Annotated in this window: 9 protein-coding genes and 1 tRNA gene; 2 read left to right on the top strand and 8 right to left on the bottom strand. The window is 54.2% G+C overall.

The features are described 5' to 3' along the window. The first annotated feature begins 5 nt into the window (after nt 1-5). A complete protein-coding gene (gene rpoH, locus RB602_RS06985) occupies nt 6-914 on the top strand; it encodes an RNA polymerase sigma factor RpoH (RefSeq protein WP_317084160.1) in 909 nt (302 codons plus the stop codon). A gap of 170 nt (nt 915-1,084) precedes the next feature. Here rpoH and RB602_RS06980 read toward each other — a convergent pair whose 3' ends face one another. From RB602_RS06980 to RB602_RS06970, 3 genes are all read right to left on the bottom strand, one after another. Beyond that, nucleotides 1,085-4,603 (bottom strand): TonB-dependent receptor, encoded by a 3,519-nt coding sequence (locus RB602_RS06980; RefSeq protein WP_317084158.1) that lies wholly within the window; start codon nt 4,601-4,603, stop codon nt 1,085-1,087. 446 nt (nt 4,604-5,049) lie between these two features. Next, nucleotides 5,050-6,321, bottom strand: a complete 1,272-nt coding sequence (clpX, locus tag RB602_RS06975) for an ATP-dependent Clp protease ATP-binding subunit ClpX (protein ID WP_317084156.1) — start codon at nt 6,319-6,321, stop codon at nt 5,050-5,052. Nucleotides 6,322-6,500: 179 nt separating this feature from the next. Further along, a complete protein-coding gene (locus RB602_RS06970) occupies nt 6,501-7,148 on the bottom strand; it encodes an ATP-dependent Clp protease proteolytic subunit (RefSeq protein WP_317084155.1) in 648 nt (215 codons plus the stop codon). Nucleotides 7,149-7,430: 282 nt separating this feature from the next. Here RB602_RS06970 and RB602_RS06965 point away from each other — a divergent pair, with 282 nt between their 5' ends. Then, the gene (locus RB602_RS06965) at nt 7,431-8,048 is read left to right on the top strand and encodes an ATP-dependent Clp protease proteolytic subunit (RefSeq protein WP_317084153.1); all 618 of its coding nucleotides are present in this window, start codon (nt 7,431-7,433) and stop codon (nt 8,046-8,048) included. A gap of 288 nt (nt 8,049-8,336) precedes the next feature. On the opposite strand, the gene tig is transcribed toward RB602_RS06965, so the two are convergent. The 5 genes from tig to RB602_RS06940 form a co-directional block, all read right to left on the bottom strand. Then, complete coding sequence (gene tig, locus RB602_RS06960) at nt 8,337-9,941, bottom strand: trigger factor (RefSeq protein ID WP_317084151.1); 1,605 nt, start codon at nt 9,939-9,941, stop codon at nt 8,337-8,339. 114 nt (nt 9,942-10,055) lie between these two features. Next, a tRNA-Leu gene (locus RB602_RS06955) sits at nt 10,056-10,140 on the bottom strand. A 104-nt stretch (nt 10,141-10,244) separates the two neighbouring features. Then, the gene (locus RB602_RS06950) at nt 10,245-10,847 is read right to left on the bottom strand and encodes a hypothetical protein (RefSeq protein ID WP_317084149.1); all 603 of its coding nucleotides are present in this window, start codon (nt 10,845-10,847) and stop codon (nt 10,245-10,247) included. Continuing rightward, the gene (locus RB602_RS06945) at nt 10,847-12,058 is read right to left on the bottom strand and encodes a M48 family metalloprotease (protein WP_317084147.1); all 1,212 of its coding nucleotides are present in this window, start codon (nt 12,056-12,058) and stop codon (nt 10,847-10,849) included. The genes RB602_RS06950 and RB602_RS06945 overlap by 1 nt, the downstream gene beginning before the upstream one ends. Next, nucleotides 12,048-13,031: a hypothetical protein gene (locus tag RB602_RS06940; RefSeq protein WP_317084144.1), complete on the bottom strand. Its 984-nt coding sequence runs from the start codon at nt 13,029-13,031 to the stop codon at nt 12,048-12,050. Before RB602_RS06940 ends, RB602_RS06945 begins: the two co-directional genes overlap by 11 nt. Nucleotides 13,032-13,136: the final 105 nt, after the last annotated feature.

Below are 13,136 nucleotides of genomic sequence, written 5' to 3'. Positions count from 1 at the left end.
AGAGGATGAATATGACAAACGTACCTGCAACCATCCCTGCTCTGGGCGGGGAAAACAGCCTGAACCGATATCTATCGGAAATCCGCAAATTCCCGGTTCTCACCGCAGAACAGGAATATATGCTGGCCAAGCGCTATTCCGAGCATGAAGACCCCGAAGCGGCGGCGCAATTGGTCACTTCGCATCTGCGTCTCGTGTCGAAAATCGCCATGGGCTATCGCGGCTATGGCCTGCCTGTTTCCGAGCTGATTTCGGAAGGCAATATTGGCCTGATGCAAGGCGTGAAGAAATTTGAGCCCGATCGCGGTTTCCGCCTCGCCACCTATGCCATGTGGTGGATCAAGGCTTCGATACAGGAATATATCCTGCGCAGCTGGAGCCTTGTGAAAATGGGCACCACTGCAGCGCAGAAGAAGCTGTTCTTCAACCTGCGCCGGATGAAAAACCAGCTTCAGGCCTTTGAGGAAGGCGATCTGCATCCTGATGATGTCGATGCCATTGCCACCAAGCTGGGCGTGTCAGAGACCGAAGTGGTCAATATGAACCGCCGCATGTCCATGGGTGGAGACGCCTCGCTCAACGTGCCAATGCGCGAAGATGGCGAAGGCCAGTGGATGGACTGGCTCACCGATGAAGGCCCGCTTCAGGATGAGGTCGTCGCCGATGCACAGGAAGCCGATGTGCGCCATGAAATGCTGGGCGAGGCGATGGAATCGCTCAATGACCGGGAAAAGCACATCCTGACCGAGCGCCGGCTGAGCGATAATCCCAAGACGCTGGAAGAGCTCAGCCAGGTCTATAATGTCAGCCGCGAACGCGTCCGCCAGATTGAGGTGCGCGCCTTTGAAAAGCTGCAAAAAGCGATGCTGCGCATCACCAGCGAACGCAATATGGCGACGCTGACAGCGGGTTAAGCCCCTAGCAAAACAAAGCAATACTCCAGAAAAGGCGCTGCTCCCTGTGGGGCGGCGCCTTTTTCTATGCTTGCATAAACCGCTACGTATAGCCGTGAAACCGAGATAAGAAAAGGCGCGGAAGGTTTCCCTTCCGCGCCTTTTATATTGGCTAGGTTCGGTTACAAAGATCAGAATTCGTAGCGCGCGCCAAACTGGATACGCCAGATGCTGTTGTTGATAAGGGTGTCTGCACGGCCAGCAGCCGGATTGAAGTTGCGAATTATATAGCGACCGTCGTCATCAAACGCCCCGTCGACCAGATCGACACGACCCTGGAAACCACCAAGTTGGCGGCGCGCATTCCAGTCGCTGTCAATCAGGTTCAGGAAGTTGAAGAAGTCGGCAAAGACTTCGATCCGGTCATCAACACCGAAAAGACTTCCTGGGCCAGGAATTTCCTGACTAATCCGAATATCCATATCGAAGAACCATTCGTTCCGACACTGGTTACGCCGTACTGTCTGTCCTGGCGTGAAGTTACAATTCAGATCACTTACTACGCCATCACCGTTGTTCAGCGCACCAAGCAACGCAGTCACAGCATCCGGATCGCTAAGCGGTGACAGGTTGGGGTCATCCAAACCGGTTGGCACATAGAGCAGAGCATTCTGTTCGCGAGTGCTGCCATCATCGAAGAAGGGACGACCATCGTCGAAGACAAGGCTATACGGACGGCCTTCCGAAGCGCGGAAGAACAAGCCGAAACGCGTATCATAGTCATCAAAGAACTGCTCAGCCCAGTTTACCGTAAACGTAAAGTTGTGCCGCGTTTCAAAGCCTGACTGTGAAACTGCAGGATCCTGACGATTGAATGCCGGGAAATTGTCAATCGTGGATGTTGCTGTCGAGGAACGGAAATTGTTCGTTTGCTCGGCATCACTGAAGGCATAACCGAAGTTGACATTAACACGTCCACCTTCGGTAAACACACCACGGTCAAATTGCTTGCTCAAAATGAACGAGAAATTGTGGCTTTCAAGGTCCGGGCCATTGTTGAGCTGAATAAACTCATTACGGCCGTTTGATCCGTCAAAGCAAGCTGCAGTCAGATTTTCATATGTTGGCGGCGTGGTATTTACGAGTGTCGCATTACAACCAGGCAGCAGCGTGTTGACTGCGCGACGGATTTCACGGCCATCCACCGTAAATCCGTTATTGCCGAGATCAGGGTTCACGGCTTGCGATAGGTCAGTCACATTCAGCGTATTGTTGAAACGGGTGTAGATATAATCAAGCTGGAGGTTCCAGTTCGAGAAGAAACCCGAATCCGTTCCGATATCAGTGTTGAAACCGATATTGGCGCGAAGTGCCGTTGGAATCTCAAGATCAGGCGCGATTGTTTGAACACCGGCCTGTCCCGTTTCCGCAAGCTGCGCCGCAGCATCAACCGCACATTGCGGCATGCCAGTAAACTGTCCGTTGTTTAGAACCGAGATTTGTCCGGTCGCCGGATCGATATTCAGATCGCCAGCCGCGCAATCTCCTGTACTCGCTTCTGCCGAAGCAAAACCGTCATTTGAGAATGCGTTGGAGAAGAACACAACCGGATCACCGCCAGAGAAAATACCTACACCACCAGTCAATCGGCTGTTCGACAAGAAGCCCTCATTGAAGAACTCATAGGTCGCTGAGAGGCGCGGGAGGAAGATGGGATCAATCTGACTAAAAGAGACGGCATTGTTAATACCGAAGCGGTCCAGATAGGTTTGGTTAAAACGCGGTGCATCGCCATCATAAAGCTGCGCGCGAATACCCGCCGTAATGCTGAGCTGATCGGTAGCTTGCCAATCATCCTGCACGAAGAAGGAGTAAATCCGGCGGCTAAACTCTGCAGCAGCGTTGTTGATATCGCCATTAATACCTGTGCGGATAACGGCGCCACCAACATCGGAACGAACCAACTGATCCATATCATCACGTTCGAACAAATCTTCAGGTCCATCGAATGAGGAACTGTCTCCGAGCGCCAGAAGGCCCTGCTCGAAATCGTCAAGGCCGTTGAAGAACAAGGTACCAGTTGCGTTAATGGCAAACAGGTTGAAAACCTCTAGGTCGTTGAGTTCGGCACCAAATTTCAGGAAGTGACCGTTGCCCGCATCATAGTTGAGGATGAAGCGTGCCTGGTCAATCTTGGTGTCAAGCTGGTTTGCCGAGCGGAAAATACCTGGACCAGTTGCAAGACCACCATTGTCTGCTCCACCCAGGCCGGCAATAATATCCGCATTATCGTCATTAGGTAAGCCAACCACGAGACGGGGGGTCGGGTTGGCCGATTGCGCTTCGCCAAAACCCACCGGTCCCTGGACATCGCCGACTTCTGCACGGCTAATACGAAGTTCTGTCGAAACTCTATCGCTCCATTCCGAATAGAGACGGAGCGAGTATTTGTCGGAAACCGTACCTTCATCCTCGAACGAATTAAAGCCAGTGAAAGTATTGCCGCCGCCGTCAAACTCAACATTTGTCTCTTCGAGACGCTGATATGTCGCTTCCGCGCGGTGCCCCGGAGCAATATTCCAGTCAAGACGTCCGAAATAACGGGTGTTTCCTTCAGGAAGCTGGCCCGGCAGGCCACCGATGTCCTGACCATAAACATCGCGCGCGATACGTGCGAATTCATCAAACTGTTGCTGGGTTACAAAGTCCTCAGGATCTGGAGAGCTTGAACCAAACGGACCACGGTTAAAACCATCGTCAATGTCGACTTCTTCATAGCCAAACGAGAAAAACAGAGTGTCTTTGATGATGGGACCAGACAGCGTCGCGCCCCAACGCAGCTCGCGGCCCGCATTGACACCTTCCGCATCACCTTCTGCATCGATCACAGTGTCATTCTGCAAGCCTTCGTCAAAATAGGTGATGAAAGCCGAGCCGTGAAAGTCGTTCTGGCCAGCCTTGGTTACGACATTGACGAGACAGCCAGTGAAGTCAGTATATTCCACGTCGAACGGAGCAAATTCGACTGAGGTCTGTTCGATCACGTCGAAGGGAATGGGCTGCGCGTTACGGGCAGCGAACGGCGTGCCGTTAAGGCCAAAAACGTCCGATTGGACGATCCCGTCAACCGTAAAGGTGTTAGAGCGGTCATTACCGCCAAGGCAGGAGATACGGTCAACATCGTTGTTCTGCTCGAGGCTAACACGCGGATCGATACGGATGATGTCGCGAATATCACGTGTGACCGACGGGAAGTTTTCCAGCACGTCTGTACCAAATGCGGTGCCCGGACCAACAGCAACTTGAGTCACGCCTGCGCGTGCAGCGGTCACCACAATCACATCAGTAACGACGTCAGCAGCAGCCGCATCTAGCCTAAAGTTGAACGAGGTGTTACCCGAGATGTTGGTAAAAACGCTTTCAACTGACTGACCCGCATAGCCAGGTGCCGTGACGGTAACCGTATAGGGGCCGCCTGGAGGGAGTTGGCCGATACGGAAGGTACCATTATTACCTGCGTTGGTCGTACGCTCTGTATTGGTACGTGTGTCGGTGACAACAACGGTAGCACCCGGAAGAGCATTGCCGTCAGCATCCGTGACAGAGCCTTCTATACCCGACACAATTTGCTGCGCCGCAGCAGGAGTCGCAAGGCCGCAGGCCAAGGACAGCGAAGCGGCACTGGCCGCCAGATAATAGCGTAATTGCATTGTTGTTTCCCCATGATTGGCCGCTGCCCACCGCACCGGCACAATGAAACCCACTCATCTTTGAGTCAGAGCGCTCCTAGGGATGGAAAAAGACAAAAGTGATGCGATTACATGACAGTTTTATTGCAGTTGCGAGATGAATTGTGACACACAGAAGCCAGTTGTGTGAAAAGCCGCTAAAACCCTATATTATAGGAGTTTTATAGCGCAATATGGATGTAATATTGTCACTTGAACTGAGCTCTTTTTTGCACTGCAGCAAGTTTTTGCTGTGCTGCGTGACATAAATATCACGTATCGGGACTGGCGCAGATCTCAGCCCCGAATAACGGGGTTTAGAGTGCATCACAGCGCAATTATGCTGTAACTGATAAGGCAAAGCCAAGTCGCGCTAGCGACTAAGCGAGCATCAGTAAGGCTGTTGGGCTAGTCGACCGATGCGCGGCTCAGGCCGCGTCGCCGGCTTCAACCTTGTCCTTGGCGGCGAACACCTGCACCGGCGCCTTGCGGCCTTCGACGACATCCTTGTCGATAACAATTTCGTCCACGCTTTCCATCTCTGGCAGGTCGAACATCGTGTCGAGCAAAATGCCTTCAACAATGGAGCGCAGCCCACGCGCGCCGGTTTTGCGCTCGATGGCCTTTTTGGCAATCGCTTCGAGCGCATCCTCGGTAAAGGTCAGTGCGATATTCTCCAGATCGAACAGCTTGGCATATTGCTTGACCAGTGCGTTTTTCGGATCACGCAGAATCTTGACCAATGCGTCGATATCCAGGTCTTCCAGAGTCGCGATGACTGGCAGACGGCCGACAAATTCCGGGATCAGGCCGAATTTGAGCAGGTCTTCCGGCTCGCCTTCTTTCAGAAGCTCGCCAACCTTGCGCTCGTCCGGCGAGGCGACATGCGCGCCAAAGCCGATGGACTTGCCTTCGAGGCGATCAGCAATGATCTTTTCCAGACCGGCAAAAGCACCTCCACAGATGAACAATATGTTGGTGGTGTCGACCTGCAGGAATTCCTGCTGCGGATGCTTGCGGCCACCCTGGGGCGGAACGCTGGCGGTGGTGCCTTCCATCAGCTTGAGCAGTGCCTGCTGCACGCCCTCGCCAGAGACATCGCGGGTGATCGACGGGTTTTCCGCCTTGCGGGTGATCTTGTCGATCTCGTCAATATAGACAATGCCGCGCTGCGCTTTTTCGACATTATAGTCGGACGCCTGCAGAAGCTTGAGGATGATATTCTCGACATCCTCACCGACATAGCCCGCCTCGGTCAATGTAGTGGCATCGGCCATGGTGAAGGGCACATCAAAGGTGCGCGCCAAAGTCTGCGCGAGAAGCGTCTTGCCGCACCCGGTGGGGCCGACCAGCAGGATGTTCGACTTGGCCAGTTCCACATCATCCGCTTTGGCGGCATGGTTAAGGCGCTTATAATGGTTATGCACCGCGACCGAGAGCACGCGCTTGGCGCGGTCCTGACCAATGACATAATTGTCGAGCGTATCGCAGATCTCCTGCGGGCTGGGCACGCCGCCATCTTTGCGGCCTACAGCACCCGCCTTGGTTTCTTCGCGGATAATATCGTTGCACAGCTCAACGCATTCATCACAGATGAATACGGTCGGGCCGGCAATCAATTTACGGACTTCATGCTGCGACTTGCCGCAGAAGGAGCAATATAAGGTACTCTTGGAGTCCGATCCGCTTAATTTGGTCATTTATAGTCTTCCTAAAGTCCCGATAGACTGGAACGCCATTGGATACCGTAAAACACTGTCAGGATAATTCAACAGGATTAAGTGTTCCCTCACGCCAGACACAGGCCTAGCAAAACAATCTTAATCGCAGATGATCAAATGCCATAGCATTTCCGCAACCGAACCAAACGCAATGATGATCAGCTATCATCATCTGCCGGCTTTGGCCGCTTGTCGAAGACCTCATCGACAATACCAAAGGCCTTGGCTTCATCCGCCTCAAGGAAAGTATCGCGGTCCATTGCCTCTTCGATCTCTTTGAGCGGCTTGCCGGTATATTGCGCGTACAGATCGTTCATCCGCTTGCGAATACGCAATATTTCCTGCGCTTGAATCTCGATATCCGAGGCCATGCCGCGCGCGCCGCCCGAAGGCTGGTGCACCATGATGCGGGCATTGGAGAGCGCCACGCGCATGCCCGGCTCACCCGCTGCCAGCAGGAAGCTGCCCATGCTCGCCGCCTGGCCGACACAGACGGTGCCGACGCGCGGACGGATATATTGCATGGTATCATGAATCGCCATGCCCGCCGTCACCACGCCGCCGGGCGAGTTGATATACATGAAGATGTCCTTCTTCGGGTTTTCCGACTCGAGGAACAACAACTGCGCCACCACCAGCGAGGCCATATTGTCCTCAACACCGCCGGTGACGAAGATGATACGCTCGCGCAGAAGGCGTGAGAAAATGTCGAACGAGCGTTCGCCACGATTGGACTGCTCGACAACCATCGGCACCAGAGCATCGCGGATCGGGTCCATAAAGTCGCCATTATCGAAGGGATTCATAGAAGGTCCTTTTTGTCTTTGGCTGCTTATATCTGGTGTATCGCCGATGGTATCAAGACCTGATTGCGTTGCGTGCATAAATCCTTGGTTTGAGACTGAATAAATCGTCATTGCGAGGAGCGCAGCGACGCGGCAATCCAGAGCCGCGCAAGCCGCCCTGGATTGCTTCGCTTCGCTCGCAATGACGTGCAAAAAAAGGATTCTCATTAGACGAGCTATTGCCCCGGCCCGATGCGACGCATAGATGAAGGGAAACCATTTTTGCACAAGGACATTTCCTTTATGACCGAATTGCCGTCATCCCCGCCCCACTTCCGCGCCGAAGAAGAAGAGGAAAAGGACACCAGCCTGCCCGGCGCTATGATGACCAAATTCCTCGACACCCGCACCGTGATGATTTTCGGCGGGGTTGATCAGAAGCTGGCCGAGCGTGTTTCCTCGCAACTGCTCTATCTCGACCATGTCAATAATGACCCGATCCGGCTGATCATCAATTCGCCCGGCGGTCATGTCGAATCGGGCGATACGATCCACGATCTGGTGGCGTTTATCAGCTCGCCCGTCGCGGTGATCGGCACTGGCTGGGTAGCCAGCATCGGCACGCATATTTTCCTTTCCGTGCCAAAGGAGCGCCGCTTCTGTCTGCCCAATACGCGCTTTTTGATCCACCAGCCCTCTGGTGGTGCCGGTGGTCGTGCTTCCGATATCGCGATTCAGGCGCAGGAAATCGTGAAAATGCGCGAGCGTATTGCGCACAAGATCGCCGATGCAACGGGTCAGCCCTATGACCGGGTGATCAAGGATATCGACCGCGACTATTGGATGTCGACCGAGGAAGCCGAGGAATATGGTATTCTCGGCACGGTGATTTCGAGCGCGAAGGAAGTGAAGTTTAAGTAGCGCCTCCACAAAAGTCGTCATGCTGAACTCGTTTCAGCATCTAAGCTGCTTTTCACTTAGCCTGAAACACGTCATTGCGAGCGTAGCGAAGCAATCCAGGGCAACACGCTCTTGCTCTGGATTGCCGCGTCGCTTCGCTCCTCGCAATGACGATTCAATGTGAATGAAATCTACTCTAGAGCTACAAGCACTGAACATGTGGCCTGAGGTCCCGGATCAAGTCCGGGATGACGAATATAAAAAAGGGGGCCGCGAAGCCCCCTTTTTTAATGCTCTTACTGGCTAGCCTTAGCTGGATTTAGCAGCAGGCTTTTTCGCTGGAGCCTTGCGGGCTGCAGGTTTCTTGGCCGGAGCCTTTTTCGCAGCCGTTGTTGTTTTTGCAGCCGTGGTCTTGGCGGCTGGCTTTTTCGCAGGCGCTTTTTTGGCTGGTGCCTTTTTCGCCGCAGCCGTCGTCTTGGCAGCAGCAGGCTTCTTCGCCGGAGCCTTTTTAGCCGCTGGTTTCTTCGCCGCAGTCTTTTTCGCTGCGGGTTTCTTCTTGGCCGCCGCTTTGGCTTCTTCCGCCTCTTCGTCCGCTTCGATCGCCGCTTCCAGCTCCTCGCGGGTTACTGTCTTCTCGGCAATGTCCGCCTTGTCGAACAGGAAGTCGACAACCTTGTCCTCATAAAGCGGCGCGCGCAGCTGTGCGGCAGCCATCTGGTCCTGCTGGATATACTGGATGAACTTTTCGCGGTCTTCCGGGCGATATTGCTGCGCCGCCTGGCTCATCAGCATCTGCATTTCCTGCTGACTGACCTCGACGCCATTGACCTGACCGATCTCGGACAGCAACAGCCCCAGACGCACGCGGCGGACGGCGATGTCGCGATATTCGTCGCGATCCTTTTCCATCTCGGCCTTGGCTGCTTCAGCGTCTTCTTCCTTGGCCGCTTCCTGCTCTAGCTGCTGCCAGATCTGGTTAAACTCGGCTTCAACCATGGTTTCAGGAACCTCGAAGTCATGCGCTTCGGCCAGCTGGTCGAGCAGCTTGCGCTTCATATGGGTGCGGGTCAGGCCGTTCAGCTCCTGCTCCAACTGACCCTTCATCAGCTCGCGCAGCTTGTCCAGGTCTTCCAGACCGAGGGACTGGGCGAACTCGTCATCAATCTTGCTCTCGCCGGGCTTCTTCACCTCGCCGACAACAATGTCGAAGGTCGCGTCTTTGCCCTTGAGATTCTCGGCATTGTAATCTTCCGGGAAGGTTACGTTGATAACCGTCTCGTCATTGGCTTTCAGGCCAATCAGCTGGTCCTCAAAGCCCGGGATCAACTGACCTGAACCGATGACCACAGCCATCGCCTCACCCTTGCCGCCATCAAATGGCACGCCGTCAATCTTGCCTTCAAAATCGATGATGATCTGGTCGCCGTCTTTGGCCTTATAGGTCTTCGCGGCGGTATCATAACGCTTCTGGCTCTCGGCCAGCTTTGACAGCGACTCATCAATCGCGGCATCGCCCGGCTCCACCACCAGACGCTCCAGTTTCAGATCATCAAGCGCAGGCACGGTGATTTCCGGCAACACTTCCAGCTCAACCGAAACTTCGGCATCTTTGCCGGGCTCATAATCCTCATTGAGATTGACCGCAGGCTGGATTGCCGGGCGCAGCTTGTTCTCGGCAATCGCAGCATCCACGCTCTCACGAACAGCATTGCTCAGCGCGTCCTGCATCAGCGCCTCACCATGCATTTTGCGGATCAGATTGGGCGGCACCTTGCCCGGGCGGAAACCCGGCATTTTCACCTGCGGCGCCAGCTTTTTGACTTCGCTGTCAACGCGCTTGTCAATGTCCTTGGCGGTGATGGTGATGCTATAGGCGCGCTTCAGGCCCTCATTGGTCTTTTCAACAATCTGCATGGGTTTCTCGTTACGCTTTCTGTGTTCAATCCGCACTTTGGCGAGCACGGCCCGCACATCGGAGCCCTGCATGCCAGAATATAAGGGTGCGACAGTGTCATTGCCTGGGGCAATTGGTGCGGGCGAAGGGACTCGAACCCCCACACCTTTCGATACCAGAACCTAAATCTGGCGCGTCTACCAGTTCCGCCACGCCCGCACACTGCCGGTCAAGCGCGTGCGTCTATACAAAGCCGCGCCAAAGGGCAAGGGGGCGGTGGACTATTTCCATACCCTCGGTTTTGATCAGCAAAGTACCAACGCTCAGCTTGTGACACGCAAGGACTGGAGCATCGCTTCAAACTTGTCATGATCCTTGTCGAAATAGTGAATATCGGCGGCAGAATAATCCATCATATAGAATTTACCGTCAATCATCGCTCCGGCCGCATCACCACGGCGCTTCAATTCGTCTCCATCGACATAGCTATAGGTAAACCGGAAGCCCGGATTGCCGCTGAACTCAAAGGGTTGGACATTGTCAACTTCAAAAATGGCGGTTTCCCGAACGATGCGTATTGTCGCCTCAAACCAGTTGATAATATCGGGCGGCAACATACTGGAGTCGAAGGTCGGCAAAGGCCGCTCTTTCTTATTCCGGTCCTTGTACAGCGTGTCACCGGTGACGATCTCACCATAAAAGGCAACGCGATTGAGAGAGAAACCATCCATGGTCCACTCTTCCGCTTTCTTGCCGGGGCGGCTGGTCTGACGGTTCCAGTCACCGTTGGCCGTTACCGTCATGCCGCCCTTCTTGAGCATATTCTCCGAACCAGATTCGATTAGCTTCCAGCCAGCAAATGCCGGTGCAGTCGGAAAGGATGTCAGCAACAATGTTGCCGCCAAGGTTGAAAGAACAGGACGCATTACATTCCTCCCATCATCTTCATCATTGCAATATCCGGCGCATCGGGCGCGGCTTCAATATATTGTCGCAAAAAGGCCTGCCCATCACCGCGCTGGCCCATGCGCAACAACGCCAGGCCCATGCCCCGCATCGCTGCTGCGAAACCGGGTTCGCTCTGCAAGGCCAACTCATACTCTGAAACAGCTATCGCGAAGTCCCCCTCCGCACCGCGCGCCCGGTAGAGCTCGGCCTTGGCATAGTGCAGCTGAGGGGTATTCTCAGTTTCTGCAAGCTGGTTGAGCAAGAACTCGGTTCCACCAAAATCATTGCGCTTGATCTGGTCATCAATGAAGCGCGGCCACCAGTCCGCCACAGCAGCAAGATATTCCGACCGGTTAATGTCTCCCTGCCCGGCTTCGGGGGCCTGCTCGACCAGATCCCTTAGAATCTCCATACGCTCGCGGCTATTCGGATGGGTTGCAAACAGACCACCGGTTTTGTCTTTGCGGCTTTTGATCTGTCGTTCGGCTGCGGTCGCATCCTGTTCGGCGCGCAATTGCTCCCATATGCGAGATGCCTCTATCGCTGAATATCCGGCACGCTCAAGATATCCAAGAGAGAGGCGATCCGCTTCGCGCTCCATTTCCCTGCTGAATGAGAAGATAGAATCAACCGTCAACAGACCAGCAAATGGGATGATCATGGAAAAGAACAATCCACGCCCGGTATTGCGGCGAATATTGCGAAAGGACTGCAAGGAATGCCTGCGGGTGTAATGGGCATATTCATGCGCCAGAATCGCCGCCAATTGAGCCTCATTTTGGACCCGGAGCAGCAAGCCGGACCATATCTGCATCATACCATTGGGGGCCATGCTGGCGTTAAAATGTGGCGTACGCATGATGTAGAGTCGGATATCCGCGCATTCCGCTTCGCCCACTGTGCGGCACAGAACATTGCGGACATATTCATTCAGCGCAGGGTCTTTGATTATGAACTTCGAGTGTTTGAAGTCGCGTTCAACCTCATTCACCCGCATCCAAAGCCCTTTTTCGTCATCGTCTATCGGCTGGTAGCCAGGGCCAATGGAGTTGGAGAAATCCACCTTGTCATTGTTGCCGAGCGCATAGGCTGACTGCACCGGTACAGCACATGCAAGCGCAGCGCTGGCCGCAAGCATGCAGCAGCGTGCGACAATCATGCCGAAACGGGAAGGCAGCTCAGTTGTCATTGGTCCCATCGCTACCGATCTCACCTGCCGGCTCCGCTGCACTTTCAGGCGCAGGAGTCGCAATCGGCTCCTCGATATCTGACACGGTTGCATCTTCCAGCTTCTCAGTCGCATCTTCGGAGCCCACCGAATCACCTCCCTTGACAGGGTCAATACCAATCATGGAATCATGCACCGCAGGATCATAGGGGACGCGCTGTCCGGTAATCGGGTCAATAACCGTTACGTCGCCTTCCGTGCCGGGAGCCGGAAGCGGAAAGTCCTCAAGCAACTGCGCAACGCGTTTTTGCGCACCTTCCAGCTCACGAACATCACCACCCATTTCAAGGTCGGCATTGACCCAGACAAGGTCTCCGGTCTTCAGATCGACCAAACCGGCATAGCCAGTATGCACGCCCGCGCTGATGGGGACGCACACACCGATGATGCAGCCCAACATGCCAACAGCCTGGGCGGCCTTGCGGCCTGCAGAACCATAGCTGTCATAGGTATAGAAGAAGAGAGCATAATCGCCGCCGCCTAGATCGGCGAGTTGCTGGGTTCCCTCGCCCAGGCTCCAGTCAAGTGAGCTCATCCGCTTCTTAGTAGGCAGCCTGTTACCCGAGAACAATTTGTGCTGAACGACCGAAAATGTGACCGCCTGGAACAGATTCTGGTAATCATTGATCAGTTCCCCTTCCGCCCCCTGATACTCAGGCAGAAAGACAAATTGATGCTGCTTGGTAACATCAGCATTGATCAGCTCATTTGTCAGCAATCGGCGTGCTGTTTCTGTCCACTCAACACTCGGCTCATTGACCCCGCCTGTAGATTGGCGCCCTACCGAGATGTCCGGCCGAAACACCAAAATTATTGCGCTGCCATCAGATGGAAACGCAAAGTCTTCTTTTACAGCGGATTTTTCTTGCGCATGAGCCGTATGGGCAAATAGCAACAGTAATATCGCTGTAACTTTAAGCGCAACCTCTTTCATGTCTCACCCCCTGCCAGACAAACAACCAACTAACAGGGAAGATTCATCAAATATTCAGGTTGAGTCAAATCAATCTGGAGCGCTATACGAGAAATTACAGAGGTA

The sequence above is a fragment of the Parasphingorhabdus sp. SCSIO 66989 genome (assembly GCF_032852305.1).
GTDB lineage: Bacteria > Pseudomonadota > Alphaproteobacteria > Sphingomonadales > Sphingomonadaceae > Alterisphingorhabdus > Alterisphingorhabdus coralli.
Note: the sequence above shows the minus strand (reverse complement) of the source record. Positions and strands in the feature narration are given on the sequence as shown.

What these genes read in the sequence shown, in the direction of transcription:
- rpoH (WP_317084160.1), top strand. Translation starts at nt 6, where the DNA reads ATGAATATGACAAACGTACCTGCAACCATCCCTGCTCTGGGCGGGGAA.
- RB602_RS06980 (WP_317084158.1), bottom strand. Translation starts at nt 4,603, where the DNA reads ATGCAATTACGCTATTATCTGGCGGCCAGTGCCGCTTCGCTGTCCTTG.
- clpX (WP_317084156.1), bottom strand. Translation starts at nt 6,321, where the DNA reads ATGACCAAATTAAGCGGATCGGACTCCAAGAGTACCTTATATTGCTCC.
- RB602_RS06970 (WP_317084155.1), bottom strand. Translation starts at nt 7,148, where the DNA reads ATGAATCCCTTCGATAATGGCGACTTTATGGACCCGATCCGCGATGCT.
- RB602_RS06965 (WP_317084153.1), top strand. Translation starts at nt 7,431, where the DNA reads ATGACCGAATTGCCGTCATCCCCGCCCCACTTCCGCGCCGAAGAAGAA.
- tig (WP_317084151.1), bottom strand. Translation starts at nt 9,941, where the DNA reads ATGCAGATTGTTGAAAAGACCAATGAGGGCCTGAAGCGCGCCTATAGC.
- RB602_RS06950 (WP_317084149.1), bottom strand. Translation starts at nt 10,847, where the DNA reads ATGCGTCCTGTTCTTTCAACCTTGGCGGCAACATTGTTGCTGACATCC.
- RB602_RS06945 (WP_317084147.1), bottom strand. Translation starts at nt 12,058, where the DNA reads ATGACAACTGAGCTGCCTTCCCGTTTCGGCATGATTGTCGCACGCTGC.
- RB602_RS06940 (WP_317084144.1), bottom strand. Translation starts at nt 13,031, where the DNA reads ATGAAAGAGGTTGCGCTTAAAGTTACAGCGATATTACTGTTGCTATTT.